Consider the following 21,216-nt stretch of genomic DNA (forward strand, 5'->3'; position numbering starts at 1 on the left):
AAAAAAAAATCAAGCACCACTTCATCATCGCTATAGAGATAACGATTCTCGTCCATCATTCCTGCCTGTATTTTGAAACGTATGACATTCTTGACAGCCCGTTCCACGACTTCTGGTTTCACCAGTTTTTTCTCAATTGCCTCTTGCAAATATTTATAGTTGTCGCCTTTTGGAAAATCAACATCGTTTCCCCCATTAATCGCAGCAACCGCTTTTTCCAGTGGAGTGTCAAGGTTGGGAATCTGGTCAATGGCGGTATAGTCGCTCACCACCATCCCTTTGAATCCAAGGTATCCTCTTAGAATATCATTCAAGATTTCGCTGTTAGCCACACATTTTGTTCCGTGTACTGCATGATATCCAGGCATGATGACTTGACTTCCCGCCAGTCGGATCATCGTCTCGTGAGGCAAGAGAATTTCTTCCATCATCACCTTTTCGTCAGCATCTCCTCCGCCACCATATCCAAGATAATGCTTCGAGCACACTCCCACTCCTTTCTTCAGGTCACCCATCTGCAACCCTTTAGCAAATGCCGTACCCATCATGGCCGAGAGATACGCATCTTCACCATAGGATTCTTCAAGCCGGTTGAAAGACGGTATTCTACACACATCCACCATAGGCGACAGTGACAGAATGCCTCCCATCCTTCGCAAGTCGTTTGCAGTCTGTTTGGTTTTCAGTTCAGCCAATTCAGTATTAAAGGAACAAGCCTGTCCGATTTGCTGCGGATAGATTGTTGCATCTTGCGTATTAACTCCCGATAGCACTTCTTCATGAAACAAAGCAGGAATGCCGTTCGGTGTGTTCTTTATAATCCATTGCTGCAAGGCAACAACTTTTTTTCTGATGTTATCAGCAGATTCAAGATTCTGACTTGCATATTGTGAGAAGTGTCCGATACCGTTAGGAATGATTTTCCGGCATTGTGCCGTATCCAGCTGACCATTCTGATCAAACAAGTCATCCATATAGATACTTCTCAACTGTGCGAGGCGTTCCTCTTGCGACATTCGTCTGTAGAGTTCATCAACCTGTTGTTCTATTCCCTTCTGCTGGTTGCAAGCCACCAACATCGTAGTGCACGCCATAGTGGCCATAATTTTCATTTTACCCATACCACATAATCGCTTTTACGTTCCACTTGTGGTTTCAAAGCATCAGGCGCAGCATATCCCACAATACAATTTCCAATACCCTCATATTCATCCTTTATTCCGAGTTCCTGAAGGATTTGTTTTCCCTCTTCCGTCTCAAAGGTCTCCTTAGCCCGATGAATCCAGCAGGAGCCCAATCCCAGACTTTGTGCTGCAATCATCATATTTTCCATGACGAGAGTACCGTCATATACTCGTGTTGCCACATCCTTTTTAGCAAGCACCACCAGAACGACAGGAGCTCCATAGAACGGGTCAGCATGTCCGCTGGTTGTATTCATGTTTCTTGCCATGACGATATCGAGGTTTATCCTGCTCAACCTATCTCTCATTTCTTTGTTAGTCACAGCCAGTATGATAGCCGCTTGTTTGTTCATTCCCGAAGGAGCATAGGTTCCAGCTTTGACAATTTGTTCTATGAGTTCATCAGGAACACTTTTAGCCATATACTTCTTTACGCTTCTCCTTTCGATGATGTCTTGAATAGTTTTGTTCATAATCGGTAGTTTATTGTTAGATGGTTTGTTTCTTATCTTGCAAAATTACAAAAAAAGCAAGAGAATCAAGATAGAATGGTATAAAAGATAAAAAAAGACTGATATCTTTATGATACCAGTCTTCTTTCAATATGTATTTCTTATCTATTAGTTCTTGAAGAAATCTTTTACTTCCTCGTTGGGAACCATCTGCTCATCGAAGATGTAAGCACCAGTCTTAGGGCTCTTCACCATCTTGATAACCTTTGAATAAGCGCGACCATCCTTTGAACCTTCATGGAGGGTAGCGACGGTTTTCTTTGCCATAGTCTAATTGCTTAATTATTTAATCTCCTTATGAACGGTCATACGTTTCAGGATGGGGTTATACTTCTTGAGTTCCATTCTCTCGGGAGTGTTCTTACGGTTCTTGGTCGTTACGTAACGGCTTGTTCCGGGCAGTCCACTCTCTTTCATTTCTGTGCACTCCAGGATTACCTGTACACGATCGCCTTTTTTCTTGCTTGCCATAGTTTAGTCTCCTATCACTTTAATATCCTTCCAGTCCACGAAACCTTTGGCAACAGCTTGCTTCAAGGCAGCATCCAGACCTACTTTATTAATCATACGCAGACCAGCAGCACTGATCTTCAACTGAATCCAGCAAGCCTCCTCTACATAGTAGAATTTCTTGCTGAACAGGTTAACGTCAAAGCTACGCTTTGTGCGGTGCTTTGAGTGAGACACATTATTACCAATCTGTGCCTTCTTTCCTGTAATCTGACAAATCTTCGACATTTCTATCTACTTTTAACTTGTTCCTAAATTGTAACTTACTCCAAACAGGTTGCAAAATTACAAAATTTTCTAAACAACAAAGAACCCTACTTTATATTTCGGTATAATATTAACGTTTTTTAACGCTATTATATCCTTGTCTGTTCATCTTTCAGAAAATCGAGAAACATTTGCATGGCTTTGTTGGTTGCAATGGCCAGATTGATATCTCTTCCGTGGTCTTCCTGCACCATGAAAGTCACCTGTCTGTCGATATCTCCACAAGCGAGCCAGATCGTGCCGACGGGAATCTCTTTAGTTCCTCCGGTAGGTCCAGCGAATCCTGTTGCAGCAATGGCATAATTGGTATTGAGTGTCTGACATGCTCCCTTTACCATTTGTTTGGCAACTTCTTCACAGACAGCAGTTTGTTCTTCGAGCACTTGTGCGTCAACATGCAGCAGTCTTTCTTTGATTTCATCGACATACGACACCACTCCACCTTTGAAGTATTTCGATGCTCCCGGTGTAGCGATCATGGCTTCTGCTATTCTTCCTCCGGTACAGCTTTCTGCAGTTCCTACGGTTTTTTCCAATTCCCAGAGTATCTGACTGATTTCACGACTGATAATCTTACTTTCAAAATCCATATTCTTTCATTTTATTTAAAGGTAACTTTACTGAAGGCAGGCGCATCGATGGGACACGTCTCTCCGTCCAGATATTTATAGTATCCTACAATACCAATCATTGCAGCATTGTCTGTTGTATAGCTGAATTTAGGTATATAGATAGTCCATCCGTATCGTTTGGCATGATCGTGGAATGCGTTTCGCAATCCATTGTTTGCGCTGACTCCTCCTGCCACAGCCACATGTTTGATTCCTGTCTGCTTGACCGCCATCTTCAGTTTCTTCATCAGGATATCGACGATAGTAAATTCGAGTGAAGCGGCAATATCTTCTTGATGGTGTTCGATGAAATCGGGATCCTCTTCCACCCATTTCCTCATATTATAGAGGAATGAAGTCTTGAGTCCAGAGAAGCTGTAGTTAAGACCTGGGATTTGCGGTTCGGCAAACTTGTACGCTTTAGGATTTCCCTGTCGTGCCAGTCGGTCTATGATAGGTCCTCCGGGGTATCCGAGTCCCATGACCTTTGAACATTTATCGATGGCTTCTCCTGCGGCATCGTCGATGGTTTGTCCGAGCACCTCCATGTCGTTATAGGCGTTAACCTTGACAATTTGCGAATTACCTCCACTGACGAGCAGGCAGAGGAAGGGCAATGGCGGTTGCTGATTGTCATCATCACTTTCTTTGATGAAGTGAGCCATCACGTGACCTTGCAGATGGTTGACGTCGATAAGGGGTATTCCGAGCGATCTTGCAAATCCTTTAGCAAAGCTCACTCCGACGAGCAGCGATCCCATGAGTCCCGGTCCTCTTGTAAATGCCACGGCAGTAAGCTGTTCCTTGGAGATTCCTGCCTTTTTTATGGCTTGATCCACAACAGGCACCACGTTTTGCTGATGTGCTCTTGATGCGAGTTCCGGCACTACGCCGCCGTATGCTTCGTGTACGGCTTGTGATGCTGTTACATTTGAGAGCAGCACACTGTTTTTGAGTACAGCTGCAGATGTATCGTCGCAGCTTGACTCAATTCCCAATATGTAGATATCTTTATTTTCCATTGTTTAGTGTGACAGTATTTCTACTCCATGTTCTGTCATCAGCAGAGTGTGTTCCCACTGTGCAGACGGTTTCTCATCTTCTGTAATAACTTCCCATCCGTATGGGTCGTCAGCATCGATAAAGACCTCCCATGTTCCCATATTGATCATAGGTTCGATGGTGAACACCATTCCCGGTACGAGAAGCATTCCGGGATGTTTCTGTGCGAAATGGCACACTTCCGGTTCTTCGTGGAATTTGAGTCCCACTCCGTGTCCACAGAGGTCTCTCACCACTCCATAGTGGTATTTTTTTGCATGTTTCTCAATGGCTTTTCCTATTTCTCCAACGAATCCCCATGGTTTAGCGGCCTCCATGCCTATTTCGAGACATTCTTTGGTCACCTCCACGAGTTGTTTCTTTTCAGGAGTTGTTTCGCCAATGATAAACATTCTCGAAGCGTCGGCATAGTATCCGTCGAGGATGGTGGTAAAATCTACGTTGATGATGTCTCCCTCTTCAAGGATATCTGTTGCCTTCGGAATACCGTGACACACCACTTCGTTGATGCTTGTACAAACGCTCATGGGAAATCCTTCATAGTTGAGACAGGCAGGAATGGCTCCGTGTGCTTCGCAGTATTCTCTACAGAGTTTATCTATTTCGAGCGTTGACATTCCTTCGTGTATTTCCTTTTCTATCAGGTCGAGCACTCCTGTGTTGACCACACCCGACCGTCTGATTCCCTCTATTTGTTCTGGAGTCTTCACAAGCTGGCGAGTGGGTACCAATACGCCTTGATTCTCCAAGTGCATAATTTTCTTGTCAAATTCTGTCGGCTGTACGCCTGGCTTACAATGCCACCTTCTTTTTACCATAATAAAAAAAACGTTTTTACGTGGCAAAATTACTAATAAGTGTCAGAATAACCAAACAATTCGTTGAAAAAAACGGTATTATCTGTCACTTCCGATTCTGTTTGATGATGCTGTAGGCGGCATAGAGTCCGAGTTCTCCTGCCTTGCTGAGGTCTGCCACAGCCTGTGCCTGCTGTTTGAGCGCGAGCCTTGCTATTCCTCTGTTGTAGTATGCTTCAGCCAGATGTGAATCCATCTCTATGGCTTTCGAATAGTCTTCTATGGCATGGAGATAATCTTTCCGCTGCACATAGACATTACCTCGGTTGTAATAGAGGATTGCACTGGGATTGTTCTCAATAGCCTCACTCAGGTCGGAGAGCACATTGGCAGTCTTCATACTGATGTCTGTACCCTGCGAAGCATTAAAGGCGTTGAGTCTTGCCTGGCAGACTGCTCTTTGCCAATAGGCGAGTGTCTGTGTGGAGTCGAGTTGTACAACAGCCGTAAGGTCGTCTATTGCTGCTTCATTATTCTGGGTATCTGAATAGGCTACGGCTCTTATCAGCAGGAGTGCTGCTTTTTGTTTTGCGTCGTGACATTTGTCGATCGTGTCAGCCACCGAGTCTATCAGTGCGAAGTAGCGGTTTGTGGCAGCCTCGTCGAGTGTGCGCAACTGTCGTGTCACATAAAGCTGTCGTGTGCCGCCTTCGTTTCTGTTGAAGTCATCCACCCGTTGGTCGAAGGCAGTTGTTGCGTTCATCCGTTCTACGTCTTTCTGCATGGCGAGCACAAACATAGGAAGATAGTCGAGCGAAGCCTTTCTGTTTTGCACCCTTCCCCGGTAATCGCTTTGATATTCGTGTTCCACCTCCTGTACATCTTCCACAGCCAGTTGGTTGTATTTCTCGATGTCGAGGTCGCTACGTTTTCTCATCTGTTTTTTCGAGAGTCTCGGCTGAATGCCCAAGCGTTTGTTCATCTGTGCTTTGAAGATTCTGAATTCGTCGAGCTCTGCCTGTTTGCTCATACCGAGTTTTCTGTAACAGTCGGCACGGTGTTGCAGTCCAAACCAGAAGTTTGGAAATTCCGCAATGATTTTCGTATAGTCCCTTATGGCACCTCTGATATTTCCGGTATTCTCCAGCAGGAGTGCGCGGTTGAAGAGTGCCATGAGGTTATTGGGCTCCAGGTTGAGCACGAAGTCAAAGTCGAGGATGGCTTGGTTGTCATCTCCCACCTGTGCCCTCAAGAGTCCTCTGTTGTAGTGTGCGAGGAAGTTGTTGGGATCGAGGTCGAGCGCAGTATCATAGTCTGCCATGGTTCCCCTGAGGTTATTGAGGTTGAATCTGGCAATGGCTCGGTTCACATAGCAATCCACTCGTTTGGGCATGAGGTGGATGGCTTTGCTGAGATACTCGTCGCTCTCTTTCCATTGATGCCGTGCCATGCTGATGATGGCTTTCTGGCTCCACAGCGAACCGTCGTATGGGTCGATAGCAATACTTTTATCGAGTGCGACAACAGCTTTTGTGGTGTCTTTCTGGAGCATATAGACCTCTGCCTGCATGGCATAGACTTTCGCGTTCTTGCTCCATCGGGTGAGCATGGTGTCTATCTGTGCCAGTGCCACATCATACTCTTTCTGTTGAATATGACAAAGCACTCTGTTGTGCCACAGATTTCGGTTCTCCGGGTCGTATTTCAGTGCTTTATCGTAGTCTTTCACGGCTCCGGCAAAGTTGTCTTGTCTGATGCGGCAGAGTCCTCTGAGTTCATAGACGCTGACCACAAACGGGTTTCTGCCAAGTGCCTCGGTACAGTCGTTTTCAGCTCCTTGGTAGTCGTCAAGATAGAATTTCGCCAGACCTCTGTAGAACCATGGTTCGTAGAGATACGGTTTTGCCGAGATCACCTGATTGAAATACTGTATGGAGAGCACATAGTCTTCATAGTAGAGTGCCGACTGTCCTACCATGAGCAGTCTGTCGGTATTAAACTGTGCCTTGCCGGTCATTGACGACAGGATCATAAGTACAACAAGCAGAAGTTTCTTCAAACCTCTGCCCGTTGTCGTTGTCTTAATTACCCTTGTCATCATGTTTACAATCCGTTTTGCTTTACCTTATTACGGGAGCCTGTTTCGCCTGTATGTCTTTTGTGGTCGGTGATTATTTTCTCACCGCCATTTTAGTTTTGTATCCGCAGCGCACACGTCCTTGGAGTAATGCTCTCATCTTACTCTTGATGAGTTGTTTGCGGAGTGGAGAGATGCGATCCACGAAAACCTTGCCTTCGAGGTGGTCAAATTCGTGCTGCATCACGCGTGCAAGGTATCCTTCCACCCATTCGTCGTGTGGTTGCATTTTCTCGTCGAGCCATTGCACGTGAATGCGTGTCGGTCTGGTCACGCGCTCGTGGATGCCGGGCAACGATAGACATCCTTCTTCCGAGGTGTCGGTCTTGCTTTCATCGTATTCCACGATATGTGCGTTGATAAACACGTTTCTGAATCCTTTGTATTCAGGGAGGTCATCGCTGATCACATCAAGGTCGATGACCACCAGTCGTATGTCTTTTCCAATCTGTGGTGCAGCCAGTCCGATACCCTCGCTCTCTGCGAGTGTGTCCCACATGTCGGCAATGAGTTTATCGAGCTCTGGGTAGTCGGCAGTAATATCCTGTGCCACCTTTCTCAACACCGGCTGTCCATATATATAAATAGGTAGTATCATTTCTTGTTGCTTTATTCGTCGTCACGATTTCCGTGCGCGCATATAGTCCTGCAGTATGATCGTGGCACTGATTTCATCCACCAGCGCCTTGTTTTGCCGTGCCTTTTTCTTCAGTCCTCCGTCAAGCATGGCCTGATGGGCAAGTACGGAGGTAAAGCGCTCGTCGAAGAATTCGATGGGCACATCGGGCCGTGCCTTTTTCCATCGGTTCACAAACTGCTGTACGCGCTGCAGGTTTTCGCTGGGCTGTCCGTTGGGCTGTCTGGGTTCTCCTATGACAATGCGCTCCACGGGTTCGCGTGCAATATAGTCGTTGAGGTATTGGAAGAGTTCTGCCGTGGCTACTGTTGCCAATCCTCCAGCAATAATTTGCAGAGGATCGGTAACAGCGAGTCCGGTTCTTTTCTTTCCGTAGTCTATCGAGAGTATTCTCACGCTAAGAATTTCCCTTTTTTATCCGTGATTCTTTTTATTTGTTGTAGAGCAACCAAGCGCCGTGATACTTACCCTGGAGTTCGTTGCGGCTTGCAACTGCCTCACCCTTCGTATCAAACGTGGTAGCCACTACGCGGAAGGTGCCACCCTGGGTATTGCGCACGATCTGTGCATCATAGCCGGCATTGCGGAGCTGCTGCTGCAGTCCTTCGGCGTTGGCCTGAAGTGAGAACGAACCTACTACTACGCTGAAAGCCTTGAGTCCGTTTCCGCTGATGAGGGTTACATTCTCCTGACGCACGTTCACGTTGTCAGTATTGTCAACCACTTGTGTGTCGTTGGCAGGTTTGGTCTCTACGGGTGCCACTACAACGGGTTCTTCCTGTGCGGGCTGCTGCTGTTGCTGCTGTTCTTCTTGTTGCTTGGCTTTCATGTAAGCCTGCTTGTAGGCGCTGTCGCCTGATTTACAACTTGTGAAAGCCATTGCGGCACACAGTCCTGCACATAGGATAATTTGTTTCTTCATTGTTTTATTTGTTTTAATTTTATAATGCTTTTTGAATATCATCTGCGAAATTACAAAATATCGTCCAAACTTGAAGAGAAAAGGTGCATAAAGTTTGTTAAATGGTATCAAATCGCATTATTTTATGAAAAAATATGGCTATACAGCACGATGTTTTCAAAAAGATTGCCTATATTTGCAGCAACAAACATTATCAACCCTTTAAAACGAAACGACTATGAAGAATTTAGGATTTCTCGGTGCATTCCTCGGTGGTGCTCTCGCCGGAGCCGTAGTAGGACTGCTGTTAGCCCCTGAAAAGGGAGCCGACACTCGTGATAAGATTACCGATGCGGTAGATGACTTCATGAAGAAGCATAATATCAAGCTCAGCCGCAAGGAGATGTCTGACCTTGCCGCCGATATTGTTGACGCAGCACCTGAAGTAAACGAGTAATGCTGTCGAGCGACAAGAATGTAGAGACCATCGGACAACTGGTGCAAGCCGTTATCCGCTATTTGAACCTCCAGAAGGAGAGCATCAAATTTGATGTGGTCGGCAAACTGGTACAGTTGCTGACGGTAGCCGCTTTGGCTGCCGTTGGCTTTCTGCTGGTCATTGCCATCCTCCTCTATTTCTCTTTCGCCGTGGCATTCTGGCTGTCGGCATCGTTAGGCATGACCATGGCATTCATGCTGATCAGTTTGGCTCATCTGCTCTTGCTCGTGGTCGTTTTCATCTTCCGAAAGGCATGGATAGAGCGCCCACTGGTGAAGCTTCTTGCCAACATCCTGATGAGCAACGATCCACAATAGTAACCATGTGAGAGGACTTATTCTTATGCAGACCAAACAACAACAGGTGGGTATTCCACAGACCTTGGAGGACATTCGCGCACGACGCGAACAACTCGCTGAAGAACTTGCTCAGGCGCGCAGCGAGATTAGCGGTCATTGGCACCAACTTGTCACTCCCCAAAAGACCAATACGCGCGGCGAACTTGTTGCTGCGCTGATTTCCAATGCCGTTACGGCATTCGACGCTTTCCTCCTTGTGCGCAAACTGTTGCGCGGCTACCACACCCTTTTCGGTCAGCGCAAGCGCCGTTAAACGATTTCCATTGCCCATGAAAGATACCATCCTTCTGTTACGGCCATTGCAGTGGGTGAAGAATTTCTTTGTCTTCGCCCCTTTGTTTTTCAGCAACAACCTGCTGAACAGCCATTATTTCCTACAGACACTGTGGGTGTTTGTTGCATTCTGCTTCGTATCGAGCAGCATCTACTGTTTCAACGACATCCATGACGTGGAGAACGACCGCCTCCACCCTAAGAAGTGCCACCGCCCCATTGCCGCCGGCAAGGTGAGCGTGGCTATGGGCTACGTCATCATGATGCTGACACTGGCAGCCAGTCTGATCACAGCCTGTCTCTCCGACTGCAACCACCTGCCCGTGATCTGCGCCATGCTGGTGGGCTACTGGCTGATGAACGTGGCATACTGCATCCGCCTCAAACAGTACGCCATCCTCGATGTGGCCATCATTGCCGTGGGCTTTGTCATACGCGTACTGATAGGTGGTTTTGCCACCGACATCATCGTATCGGGATGGTTGGTCATGATGACCTTCCTCCTGGCACTCTTCCTTGCCTTTGCCAAGCGCAAAGACGATTACCGCATCTACGAGCAGACGGGCACCATGCCGCGCAAGAGTATTGCGGGCTACAATTCCCAGTTTATCGACCTCTCCGTCACCATCGTGGGCACCATCACCATGGTGTGCTATATTATCTACACCATGAGCGACAGCGTGGTGAGCCATTTCGGTTCGTCCTACGTCTATCTCACCAACGTATGGGTATTGGCAGGACTGTTGCGCTATCTGCAAAACATGCTGGTCTATCAGCGTAGCGGCAGTCCCACCAAAGTACTGGTGAAAGACCATTTCATCCAGACGTGCATCGTTGGCTGGGTGCTCTCATTCTTCTCCATCATCTACCTCTGATTCTCCGTCTCACCTCATGAATACTACGTTTTCCACCGACAACCGCCAAGGGTCTCCATTGGTCAGTTTTATCATCACTTACCACAACGAACCGGCCGACATGCTTCATGCGTGTATCGAGAGCATCCTGGCATTATCGCTGGGCGACAGCGAGCGCGAGATTATCATCATCGACGACGGATCGGACGTGAGTCCCGTCAGCTTTCTGACCGACTGCATCGACGAGGTCATCTATGTGCGACAACGCAATATGGGACTGAGTCAGGCGCGCAACCGGGGCATCGACATGGCACACGGCTATTTCATCCAGTTTGTCGATGCCGACGATGCCATCATCGCCCCACCCTACGAACAGTGTCTTGACCTCGTGCGCTATCAGCAAGCCGACCTCGTGATGTTCTGCAGTTCCGACACCTCAGAGACGACCTTCACCCCTGTCTCCGTCTCTCCTGTCAGTGGCAGTCATTTCATGCGCGAGAGCAATATCAGGGCTGCTGCATGTGGATACCTCTTCGCACGCCGCATCCTCGGCAGCCTGCGCTTCGAGCCCAACATCTACCACGAAGACGAGGCATTCACCCCGCAACTGCTGTTGCGTGCAGAGCGCGTCTTCAACACGCCCTACAAGGCTTACTACTATCGGGCACGCCACGACTCCATCACCAGGAGCAGCGACCAAGACACCATCAGCAAGCGCCTCGACGATACGCTGACGGTACTCACTCAACTCTATCGGCTGACCGATAAGCTGTCGCCTGCCGACCGTCCTGCCATGGAACGGCGCATCGCACAGCTCACCATGGACTATCTCTACAACACCATCATGCTGACACGCTCGGCAAAAAAACTCGATGCCACCATCGACGCCCTCCGGCAACAGGGACTTTTCCCGTTGCCCGACCGTCCTTATTCCAAGAAATACACGTGGTTCCGACGCCTCGTGGGTAATGCCATCGGACGACGAGCGCTCCTCGCATCCCTGCCGCTCCTACCCCGTCACTGACCCGTCTCATCCCCCCCATATTCCATCTCCTATGCGCATTCTTCTCGTCAACGACTACAGTGGACTCCATGCCAACCTCAGTCAGGGGTTGCGCAGTCTGGGGCATGAGGTGACCGTTGTTTCCAACGGCAACGGATGGCGCAACTATCCTCGCGACATCTCGGTCATCAGAAAATCACCCTCCCACATCGACGGAGTGCGCTACCTCCTCAACCTCTGGACGCGCATCCTTCCACGACTCACAGGCTATGATGTGGTGCAGCTCATCAATCCCATCTGCTTCGACCTGCGTCCCGAACGCCTGTTTCCTATCTACCGCTTCCTGCGACGCCACAACGGCAAGATGATTCTCGGAGCCTTTGGCGAGGACTCGATATGGGCAAGAACCTGCATCGAAGAGAAACCGCTGCGCTATAGTGACCATAACTTCGGCAATATGGTGCGCACCGATGCTGCCTCTCAAGACCTCCTTGACGTCTGGGTGAATACCCCTCACGAAAAACTCACCCGGCATATTGCCAACGACTGCGACGCCATCGTAGCATGTCTCTACGAGTATATGGCGTGCTACCAACTGCACTATCCTGCCAAGACCCATTTCATCCCCCTGCCCATCGTGCGCCAGACGCCACCTCCTATCCCGTCCCATCCCCGTCTGCGCCTGTTCATCGGCATCGACCGCAAGCGTAGTGCCTACAAGGGAACTGACATCATGTTGCGTGCTGCACAAGCCATCGTTGAACGTTATCCCGACCGTGTAGAACTGCGCACAGCATACTCCGTGCCTTATGCCGAATATCAGTTGATGATGAATAATTCCGATGTCATCCTCGACCAGCTCTACAGCTATACGCCATCCATGAATTCCCTCCTTGCCATGTCCAAAGGCATTGTCGTTGTAGGAGGTGGCGAACCCGAAAACTACGAGATTATCCAGGAGAACGAGTTGCGTCCCATCATCAACGTCGAACCGACCGAGCAGAGTGTCTTCCATGCCCTTGAGCAGTTGGTGCTCCATCCTGAGTGTCTGCCACGTCTCAAGCGCGAAAGCATCACCTATGTAGATCGCCACCACGACCACCTGAAGGTTGCCCGCCAGTACGAAGCCCTCTACCAGTCCCTATAAACAGGTTTTCTTTTTATATTTAAGATTGCTGCGCCATAAAAATCCACGGAACAGTGTTTAGGTTATAGGTTAAAGGTTAAAGGTTAAAGGTTAGAGGTTAAAGGTTAAAGGTTAGAGGTTAAAGGTTAAAGGTTAAAGGTTAAAGGTTAAAGGTTAGAGGTTAGAGATTATAGTTGAAGATTATAGTTGAAGATTATTATTTCTGGCCATAGGCCATATTTTATTAAAGATTTCCTCCAAAGATTTCTAGCCTTTAGGCTACCAAAAAAAGCCACGGACCACACGGAGGACACGGAGAAAGATTTTCGTAGGATGATAAAGACCACTCCCTCAGATCTCAGACTTCAGACCTCAGACCTCAGACTTCAGACCTCAGACTTCATCTTAGTTAAAGATTTTGTTTCCGTCTAATTCCGTCTAAATTCCGATGATAATAATCCACGGAACACACGGAGAACACGGATGTTAGTTAAAGATTATTCTCAAGATTTTCATTAAGATTTCGAGCCGTAAGGCGATCCATTATAAAATTCTCCCCAGAAGCGAGGAACTCGAACGCATTTTGGTTTGGGATTTTTGTTAAAGATTTTGTTTGCTGCCTCCCTGAATTACAGATTATTTCTTGCGAAGCAACATCTTAAAAAAGATTTCCTCCAAAGATTTCTTGCCGTAGGCAACTAAAAAAATTCGTTTCCCAAAACTGTTATCTGTTATCTGTTATTTGTAACGCAAAAATTCGTTTTCAGAAACTGTCAACTGTAAAACTGTAACGCTTGGTGTGAATTAGCGTTGTCCAAGAAAACAGGAACAGTCCTCGCGAAACCTATTTTTCCTTTCCGAAAACTGTAATACTGTAAGCTGTAAGAATTATAAGTCATGATGTCAATGACCTGTCCCTGTGACATTAAAGCTCGCTTTAATTCTGCCATGGCGAGAAAAGGTGCCATGAAATGGAACTCTCACTCTGTCTTCGCTACTCCAAAACATCTAGCCGTAGGCAACTAAAAAAATCCACGGAACACACGGAGGACACGGAGAAAGATTTTCGTTAAAGATTTTTCTTAAGATTTTCGTTAAGATTTCGAGCCGTAAGGCGATCCCAATATAAATCCTCCCCAAAAGCAACGTACTGTTGCGCATTTTTCGCTGAGATTTTCGTTAAAGATTTTGTTAGGGAGATAATCTGCAAATCCCTAAAATATTTCTTGCGAAGCAACATCTTAAAAAAGATTTCCTCCAAAGATTTCTTGCCGTAGGCAACTAAAAAAATTCGTTTCCCAAAACTGTTATCTGTTAACTGTTATTTGTAACGCAAAAAATTCGTTTTCAGAAACTGTCAACTGTCAACTGTAACGCTTGGTGTGAATTAGCGTTATCCAAGAAACAGGAACAGTCCTCGCGAAACCTATTTTTCCTTTCCGAAAACTGTAATACTGTAAGCTGTAAGAATTGTAAGTCATGATGTCAATGGCCTGTCCCTGTGACATCTAGATAGCAGCTCATCAGTATCTTCCTGCCATTAGTCATGTGGAAGCGTACAAATAATTCTTGGGATTTCCTCACTCACACGCACCATTTCTGCTTTCAGTTGGCACTCCATGTCGTTTACCACTACCTCGTCTTCAATGAGGCTTTTCATTGCTTTGCAAAATGCCCTGACAATATGTGACACAGGCATCAATTTCTCAAATTTTGTCATAATCGCTTGTTGTTTTATTATCAGAGTGCAAAACAAGCGACTATTTATGCCATAGCCAACTTTAGTTTGTAGTTCGCTGCTTTGGGTTTGTAGTCGGGACTATTTTTCTACAAACACAATGAAGGCTGCAAATGGCATTTACTATGCCGCTTGCAGCCTCCAACTGTTATTGAAATAGAAACTAGATTCATCGGGGACAGGTTCATCGATTCTAAAGAGTGAACCAATGTACCTGTACCCATGACCCTTTTATTCTAATCCTGCTCCGTTGTCTCGGTAGAGCCAGCTTCCTGCTGGTCACTTGTTATGATCTGGACGTTTTGATATCCATGTGTATCAATTCTCTCTTGTAATAATGAAATTGTCGCATCATTACAACGAATAGCCTTTATGGTCTTCAGATTGGGACAATTGTTTAAGAAGTTGGTATAAACAGTTACTCCGGAAAAATCACAGCCGCTGAAATCTACTTCTTCAAGACTTGTACACCAATGAAGCATTTGATACAAATCAGTTACATTGCTGTGTATTTTGCCACCGAAGTCAACCCGCTTAAGATTAGTATATTCTTGCAAAAAGCCTCTGAATCCTGTCACTGTTGAAATATCAAGATGGCTTATATCGACTGATGTAATTGAGTTTTTTTTGCTATAATCAAGATTCTCGGGTTGATATATATCATTTTGATTGGCTGTTCCCATCAGGATTAGCTGACCAGACTGGCTGTATTCTGCCAATAGAGGGGTACCAAGTGTCCCGGGAACACAATAAATGGCATTGTAAACGGGCAATTCAGCCTCTTGTCCATGAGTGACATCTGCTGTTAATTGTGATCCATCTTTAAGAGTGTAAACAACCTTGTTGTCGCTTACTGACATACTTTCCAATACCTTCCAGTCATCTGCTGTCTTAATGAACGAGACGATGGACGATTCTGATTCCGTCTGGGCATGAATGGCTGTAATGCCAGCCAAAAGGCATACTATAAATGTTAATATCTTCTGTTTCATGTTTGTTTTCTAATTATTAATTCCTTTTAATGCGTAGCACCGAAGTGCGGTTAGTCTCCCCAAATAGAGCCATCTGATGACGTAGGGACATCTTCATCTCCATTATTACCAATACGGAGAGTTTCGCTGCCTGCGAGGAGCTGCATTTTACTTATCTCGTAGATGTGCATCTTCGGATGCACGTATTCTTTCTTCTTCATATCCGTTTTTATTTAATGATTACTTTTGTTGTCTTGTTTCCTCTCTTTACGATGTTCATGCCCTTTTGCAAACCTTGGAGACGATGCCCATTGAGGTCATATATCTCTGCCTCGCCTTCGTCAGCGGCATTAAGCACGTCAATGGCCGTTGTGTCGTCGTCGCCTATCGACAGACTCATCATCCTTACGTTCTGCACGCCGTTGCTTTGCAGATATGCACGGAATGGTCCCACCTTCACGTCTGTCACACCTTCCTTAGGGGTCAAATTGCTCACACGCCAGAACTTGTTGTTGCTGATGATGTAACTGTCCTGCGGTAATGCCCCAGACGCTGTGAAACGGCCAACAAGCGAAAAGCCATTTGCCGAACTGCTTGCTGCGGGGGCTACGGTGATAGCTGCATTGGTGGCATTTAATGAAATGTTGGTACCTTCGGTATTACGACGCACCAAAACGGGAGTGCCGGCTGGGATGTTTCCAGTCACCTCAGTCAGGACTATCTCCGTTTCTTTCACTTCCTTCAACTCATAGAACTTGCATGTGGCATATTGGTCGGATTTTATCTCAAATGGCAGACATAGCGTACCCCATTGGTTGGTCATGGTGCGCCCGTAACTGACAGCATTGGCTGTGTATTCCGCTTCGCACTCATAGCCCTTGGCATCGTCGAGAGTAAGGCTTGCAATAGCGAGATCACCTGTTATGGCAGTTGTCTCCACCTTGTTGCCGTTGATGTTAACCCAACGTTGTGTTCGCCCTTCCGCACAGCCTTCAACCGAACATCCGTCTGCCCAACTCTTGTCTGCACACTGATGATCCGTATTGTTATGCGGCCATTGCGCAACTATTCCCTTTACCTGCCCCAGTGACAGCTCACAGGCTGTGGTCTTGCCAAGTTTCACCTTCCACATCATTCCGTCCTTGGCATAGACAGGTGACAAGGACTGTGGGTATGTTAGTGTCACGTCGTCATTCAGCGTTATACCCAATGCTGGCTCAACTGGCACGACATCGTATGTATATTGCTTATGTTCGCAGCCAGACCTTGTGCATGTTCTGTATTTGTTGCCATTCACCTCGTCTGTAGTCCATTCTTGTCCCGTAAAGTCATGCCCCAAGACTGGCTTATAGTCGTTTTCTGTTGTATTTGTAAAAGTTCCATCATTGTTCCATCCCCAAGCCCCACAAACATCACATTGGACAGAGTGTCCTACCGTTGTACAGGTAGCTTCAGAGGATATTTGTGATGAGCTATGTTGGTGTTTGGTAATCTTAACCTCAACCTTTGCGTGATTACCTGGAACAAAATTAAATGTCATATCATATTCTCCTGAATATAATGTTAGCGTTACAACATTTTTAGTTTCCAATAACAATTCAAATGATGTATTATTATGCTCACCATAGCATCCTAAATCCGTTTTGCCGTTTTCATCACCATTTGCGTACCAAGTAAACGTAAGATTAGTCTCTGTTTTAAATTTGTAATACTTTTTTTTGTTGTCTAAAAGATGTACATTACCAAAATTTTCTACTGTACTACCATAGGTTAATACAAATTCGTTAAATTCTTGAGCTCCCACTTTCGTTGAGATAGAAAAGATGAGGCACAACAGCAATATAGTTTTCTTGATTATGTTCATAATATTACTTTTTATTGAGTTTGAATGTTACTTTATACTGCGTGAAATAGGTTGTTGTTTGTCCATTTTCATCGCCATGATGTTCTCTACCTGTCATGGGAAGATAATAAGCAGAGCCTGTCAAATGGTTGTGCGAGTCACCACCTTTAGGCATCTCTGCAAAGAACTTCCTCAGCTCTGCCAAGTTGTTCTTGATTGAGTCATAAAAATCTTTTTTCGTCATTGTCAATTATTTTGTTGTATTAGTATTTTTGAACAGCACAAACGCACAGAGCCTTCCGCCGGTGCCACTGACTGACACCTGCGGAAGGCTCTGTGTATGATGTTATATATCGCTGACGATGCTATGCCACAACAAGTAACCCTCCCCTAAATCATTATGAGTCAGGCGGTTGACTGCGTCTTCCTCCTTCGCGCCTCGGCAATTCAAACAAGTTTGATTGCTCTCGGTTTGGCGTCGGTTGTATAGGGTAATGTATATGGTTGGCAATGCAGTCATACGTTGCTATTATTAACAAGTTTAATCATGCTTTTCTTTGCAGAAGTGTATAAGATATAATACCTGCTCTGCAAAAATACTCAATTTCTTTCACATAATCATCAAAATCATCAGAAAGTTTTTCAATATTCTGACAATTTAACAAATATACACACCATTCTGCACTATTTCGGGTGCTATGGTTTGTAGATGACCCACATTGGTTTGCAGATGCCGCATTTTGCATCTCGAAACACCTAACATCTGTTAAAAATCACCTCCATTTCCACACTTTTCTTCCAAAAGCCTTGCACAATCCAAATAAATGCTTTACCTTTGCAGTACCAGAACCCGCCAAGCCTCTCAACGATGCTCAAATGAGCGGGTCGTTTTTGTTTTTATAGGTATATGGCAACAAAAATTCCGTTCATAAAAACATACTCCACACCCCAAGAGTTATGGTCCAAGAAACAGGAACCAGTCCTCGTGTTTTAAGAATCCGAAAACTATTTTTCCTTTTCAAAAACTGTAAAACTGTAAAACTGTAAGAATTATAAGTCATGATGTCAATGACCTGTCCCTGTGACATTATCCCTGTGACATCTAAGTTCTGCATTACGGGCAGCAAGACTATCGGCTTGTTCTGACAATCGACGGCTCTGCGCTTTCTGTTCGTTGACCATGTTTCTATTGGATGAACGGAGCGTAGTCGTTGTTGTCGTTGGCTTCGTTCCCTCTTTTTTGCCAAAGATGCCCAAGAAACCTTTTCGTTTTGGCTTTTTGGACTGTTCCTGCACACTTTTCTGCACAATAACCGGAATTTGATTGGCTATCTTCTTGTTAATAGATTGTTGTTCATCCATTAACCGGACTATCTGGAACATCTGTCGTTCCTTATCCTCTAAAAGACTGCGCACACTATCGATGCGCTCTGCTGGATAGGTGGCCTTGAAACGGCAGAGCATACTGTCCATTGCCATACGCCGTGCATGGTAATGCTCGATATCTTTATCGTTCCATTCCAGTATTGTTTCACCCAATAGAGAAAATTTTATCATTTGAATATTGATATTGTTTATTTCTTTTCGGAGCTCGTCTATTTTTTTATTGCCAAGTTCTAATGCTTCTATCTCCTGCCATTCATAGAGGCTATTATATGCCATACATCCGATAAGAATGGAGATAAGTATATATCCCAACTGTATTGCCTTATAGAAATTTCCTGACCGCTCCATTATTTTGATGACATTGATTTTTGGAACATGAATAAAAGTTTATCTTTTTCGTTCATGCGGATATTATCAGAATAATCGCCTTTTGTTATTTGATACCCGCATGGCTTGACCATAAAAACGCCTAAGCCCTTAGTGTATGAACTTACTTCTGAGGCGTAGTCTTTACTTGTATTTAATGGAACTTTCCCTTTAATATGACACCACTCATTATTGCAACTGATGTCTTCAATCTCAGACATCATTTTTTGCAAATCTGTAATAGCTTTGGAACTTGCCGCTTGGGGTATCTGCAACTCAAAATAGAGCATCGGTTCGAGAATGTCCACACCTGACTGTTGCAAGGCCAGCCTGAAGACATAAGGGGTCAGCTGTCTGAAATCAGCAGGTGTACTTACCGGGCTATAATACTCGGCTTGAGTAAAAGTTACTTTCAGATCAGTCACTTCCCATCCATGTAAACCAGATTGGCAAGACATACGAATCCCTTCAAAAACGGCATTTTGAAAAGAATGGTTCAGATAACCATAGGAGATGTCACTTTCGATTTGCAACCCTGTCCCTAACGGCAAGGGTTCAAGCGTCAGCCCTATTGTGGCCCAGTAAGGGTTGGGTGGCACTTCGATCTGAATAATCTTATTGACCTTTTTTACAGGTCGTTCTTTGTAGATAGTCTTGATCTCATCAAAATGGACCTTTACGGAAAATCGTTCTTCCAGCAATGTCTGTATGATTTCCTTTTGTGTCAAACCATATAACGAGATTTCCAATTCATCACTATATGAGTTTATGGAAAAGGACAAAGACGGGTCTTCAATCCACAATGTATTCAGAGCGGATATCACCTTGCTTCTCTCTTCGGACCTGTCTGGCCGGACGGAGGATTTGAGAGCGGGATGCTGATGAGATAACCCTTGAATCAAACAAGGTTTAGTACCTAAATAATCTCCGATTCGAAAATCTTCCATATCTTCTACAATCGCGATATCATTGGCCCCCACTTCATCAACATTTATCTCTCTGCCCTGATAAATAGTCTTTAGATTTTTAATCTTGATGAATTTTTCCGAATCGTTGATTCTTACAATGTCTCGAAGTCTCAGACTTCCGTCAATTATTTTTAGAAAACTTCTTTTATGTCCTTTGGGGTCATGCTCTATCTTATAGAGATAAGCTGAAAGTCTGTTTGAGACTGATTCTGGAGGAAGTATAAAAGAAGAGATGGCGTCCAACAACTCATTGATACCGATATTGAACATTGCTGATCCATGTAGTACCGGATAGACTTTGGCTTTTGCCACAAGATCGATTATCGTATTCCAATAATCAGCCGGTGAAATTTCGCTATCCGCCAAATATCGTTCTAATATATTGTCGTCATGGTTGCATACAAATTCTTTGTATTCTTCCTTTATATATGTTTGGGAGCAAATCGGATAAACCAATCCATCGACAACAGTTTGCATAAACAGGACATCTTGAGACAGATTTGTTTTTATATCCAGATACAAACGCTCTAAATTCACACCGTCACGGTCAATTTTATTGATAAATATAATTGTCGGGATTTGCAGTTTTTGTAAAGTATTGAACAGCAACTTTGTTTGCGCTTGTATGCCTTCCTTTGCGGATAAGATGAGGACTGCTCCATCAAGCATTTTGAATGTCCGCTCCACTTCCGCAATAAAATCCATGTGTCCCGGAGTGTCAATGATATTGCATTTCACTCCATTCCAGATAATAGATGTCGTAGAAGCCCGAACAGTAATTCCTCTACGTTTCTCTATATCCATAGAGTCTGTTATGGTGTCACCATTATCCACACGGCCGCACTTTTCCGTTGCTCCACTGGCAAACAGCAGATTCTCGGTTACGGAAGTTTTTCCTGCATCAATGTGAGCAAGAATTCCTAAATTTATAATATTCATTTGGATTAAGCAATAATATACTACAATAGATGCATTGTCGAAACGCACCTTTTAATACCTCCTCGTAGCATGTGAGAACTACAGGATTACTAACTCGTATTAATATGTATATTATTACTGCCGCATAACGATTACAAAATTACACAAACCTTAATTCCGCAACACTTTGATTTAACTTTATTTATAAGTTCCTGAGCAACAAAAAGTTGCTCAGGATTTTGCCATGTCAGATTTTTCACTTATCTTAGTGTTGCAAATCAAAACAAGCGTAAG

23 protein-coding genes and 1 pseudogene are annotated in these 21,216 nt (G+C 45.1%); 6 read left to right on the plus strand and 18 right to left on the minus strand.

The features are described 5' to 3' along the window. From CIK96_RS05725 to CIK96_RS05780, 12 genes are all read right to left on the minus strand, one after another. A partial coding sequence (locus CIK96_RS05725; RefSeq protein WP_144007495.1) for a glycoside hydrolase family 3 protein occupies nt 1-1,121 on the minus strand: 1,121 nt, incomplete at its 3' end. Continuing rightward, nucleotides 1,109-1,657: a nitroreductase gene (locus tag CIK96_RS05730; RefSeq protein ID WP_094391802.1), complete on the minus strand. Its 549-nt coding sequence runs from the start codon at nt 1,655-1,657 to the stop codon at nt 1,109-1,111. The genes CIK96_RS05730 and CIK96_RS05725, both read right to left, overlap by 13 nt. 147 nt (nt 1,658-1,804) lie before the next feature. Continuing rightward, nucleotides 1,805-1,963, minus strand: a complete 159-nt coding sequence (locus CIK96_RS05735) for a DUF4295 domain-containing protein (RefSeq protein ID WP_094391803.1) — start codon at nt 1,961-1,963, stop codon at nt 1,805-1,807. Between the two features lie 15 nt (nt 1,964-1,978). After that, nucleotides 1,979-2,167, minus strand: a complete 189-nt coding sequence (gene rpmG / locus CIK96_RS05740; RefSeq protein ID WP_094391804.1) for a 50S ribosomal protein L33 — start codon at nt 2,165-2,167, stop codon at nt 1,979-1,981. Between the two features lie 3 nt (nt 2,168-2,170). After that, nucleotides 2,171-2,434, minus strand: a complete 264-nt coding sequence (gene rpmB / locus CIK96_RS05745; protein ID WP_072289873.1) for a 50S ribosomal protein L28 — start codon at nt 2,432-2,434, stop codon at nt 2,171-2,173. 128 nt (nt 2,435-2,562) lie between these two features. Next, a complete protein-coding gene (locus CIK96_RS05750) occupies nt 2,563-3,063 on the minus strand; it encodes a CinA family protein (protein ID WP_094433955.1) in 501 nt (166 codons plus the stop codon). Nucleotides 3,064-3,074: 11 nt separating this feature from the next. After that, the gene (gene tsaD, locus CIK96_RS05755; protein WP_094440028.1) at nt 3,075-4,106 is read right to left on the minus strand and encodes a tRNA (adenosine(37)-N6)-threonylcarbamoyltransferase complex transferase subunit TsaD; all 1,032 of its coding nucleotides are present in this window, start codon (nt 4,104-4,106) and stop codon (nt 3,075-3,077) included. 3 nt (nt 4,107-4,109) lie between these two features. Then, nucleotides 4,110-4,964: a type I methionyl aminopeptidase gene (gene map, locus CIK96_RS05760; RefSeq protein WP_094391807.1), complete on the minus strand. Its 855-nt coding sequence runs from the start codon at nt 4,962-4,964 to the stop codon at nt 4,110-4,112. 85 nt (nt 4,965-5,049) lie between these two features. Beyond that, nucleotides 5,050-7,044, minus strand: a complete 1,995-nt coding sequence (locus CIK96_RS05765; RefSeq protein WP_254047085.1) for a tetratricopeptide repeat protein — start codon at nt 7,042-7,044, stop codon at nt 5,050-5,052. 70 nt (nt 7,045-7,114) lie between these two features. Next, a complete protein-coding gene (def, locus tag CIK96_RS05770) occupies nt 7,115-7,678 on the minus strand; it encodes a peptide deformylase (protein ID WP_094391808.1) in 564 nt (187 codons plus the stop codon). A gap of 21 nt (nt 7,679-7,699) precedes the next feature. Beyond that, nucleotides 7,700-8,113, minus strand: a complete 414-nt coding sequence (ruvX, locus tag CIK96_RS05775) for a Holliday junction resolvase RuvX (protein ID WP_094391809.1) — start codon at nt 8,111-8,113, stop codon at nt 7,700-7,702. Nucleotides 8,114-8,147: 34 nt separating this feature from the next. Further along, complete coding sequence (locus CIK96_RS05780) at nt 8,148-8,639, minus strand: SPOR domain-containing protein (protein WP_094391821.1); 492 nt, start codon at nt 8,637-8,639, stop codon at nt 8,148-8,150. Nucleotides 8,640-8,856: 217 nt separating this feature from the next. On the opposite strand from CIK96_RS05780, the gene CIK96_RS05785 reads away from it, so the two are divergent. Genes CIK96_RS05785 through CIK96_RS05810 form a run of 6 tightly spaced genes read left to right on the plus strand, consistent with a single transcriptional unit; the run spans nt 8,857 to nt 12,753 of the window. After that, entirely contained in the window at nt 8,857-9,075 is a 219-nt protein-coding gene (locus CIK96_RS05785) for a YtxH domain-containing protein (protein ID WP_094391810.1), read from the plus strand. Beyond that, a complete protein-coding gene (locus CIK96_RS05790; protein WP_094391811.1) occupies nt 9,075-9,434 on the plus strand; it encodes a hypothetical protein in 360 nt (119 codons plus the stop codon). Before CIK96_RS05785 ends, CIK96_RS05790 begins: the two co-directional genes overlap by 1 nt. Before the next feature lie 25 nt (nt 9,435-9,459). Next, nucleotides 9,460-9,729, plus strand: a complete 270-nt coding sequence (locus CIK96_RS05795; RefSeq protein ID WP_094391812.1) for a hypothetical protein — start codon at nt 9,460-9,462, stop codon at nt 9,727-9,729. A 16-nt stretch (nt 9,730-9,745) separates the two neighbouring features. Continuing rightward, nucleotides 9,746-10,624: a UbiA prenyltransferase family protein gene (locus CIK96_RS05800; protein WP_173839794.1), complete on the plus strand. Its 879-nt coding sequence runs from the start codon at nt 9,746-9,748 to the stop codon at nt 10,622-10,624. A gap of 16 nt (nt 10,625-10,640) precedes the next feature. Beyond that, nucleotides 10,641-11,627 (plus strand): glycosyltransferase, encoded by a 987-nt coding sequence (locus tag CIK96_RS05805; protein WP_094391814.1) that lies wholly within the window; start codon nt 10,641-10,643, stop codon nt 11,625-11,627. Nucleotides 11,628-11,658: 31 nt separating this feature from the next. Continuing rightward, nucleotides 11,659-12,753, plus strand: coding sequence for a glycosyltransferase (locus CIK96_RS05810; protein WP_094440030.1), 1,095 nt, complete (start codon nt 11,659-11,661; stop codon nt 12,751-12,753). A 1,953-nt stretch (nt 12,754-14,706) separates the two neighbouring features. Here CIK96_RS05810 and CIK96_RS05825 read toward each other — a convergent pair. The 6 genes and pseudogenes from CIK96_RS05825 to tet(Q) all read right to left on the minus strand — a co-directional run bounded on the left by CIK96_RS05825 (nt 14,707) and on the right by tet(Q) (nt 20,943). Continuing rightward, the gene (locus tag CIK96_RS05825) at nt 14,707-15,462 is read right to left on the minus strand and encodes a hypothetical protein (RefSeq protein ID WP_094440033.1); all 756 of its coding nucleotides are present in this window, start codon (nt 15,460-15,462) and stop codon (nt 14,707-14,709) included. Between the two features lie 50 nt (nt 15,463-15,512). Beyond that, nucleotides 15,513-15,662: a hypothetical protein gene (locus tag CIK96_RS13215; RefSeq protein ID WP_158214834.1), complete on the minus strand. Its 150-nt coding sequence runs from the start codon at nt 15,660-15,662 to the stop codon at nt 15,513-15,515. Nucleotides 15,663-15,670: 8 nt separating this feature from the next. Continuing rightward, entirely contained in the window at nt 15,671-16,981 is a 1,311-nt protein-coding gene (locus tag CIK96_RS05830) for a hypothetical protein (RefSeq protein ID WP_144007496.1), read from the minus strand. Between the two features lie 328 nt (nt 16,982-17,309). Then, the gene (locus CIK96_RS05835; protein WP_094391818.1) at nt 17,310-17,528 is read right to left on the minus strand and encodes a hypothetical protein; all 219 of its coding nucleotides are present in this window, start codon (nt 17,526-17,528) and stop codon (nt 17,310-17,312) included. A gap of 860 nt (nt 17,529-18,388) precedes the next feature. Continuing rightward, nucleotides 18,389-19,018: pseudogene (locus CIK96_RS05840) on the minus strand (histidine kinase); the annotation flags it as partial. After that, nucleotides 19,018-20,943, minus strand: a complete 1,926-nt coding sequence (gene tet(Q), locus CIK96_RS05845; protein WP_002560998.1) for a tetracycline resistance ribosomal protection protein Tet(Q) — start codon at nt 20,941-20,943, stop codon at nt 19,018-19,020. The gene tet(Q) and the pseudogene CIK96_RS05840, both read right to left, overlap by 1 nt. Nucleotides 20,944-21,216: the final 273 nt, after the last annotated feature.

The organism is Prevotella sp. P4-98 (assembly GCF_002251405.1).
Classification (GTDB): domain Bacteria; phylum Bacteroidota; class Bacteroidia; order Bacteroidales; family Bacteroidaceae; genus Prevotella.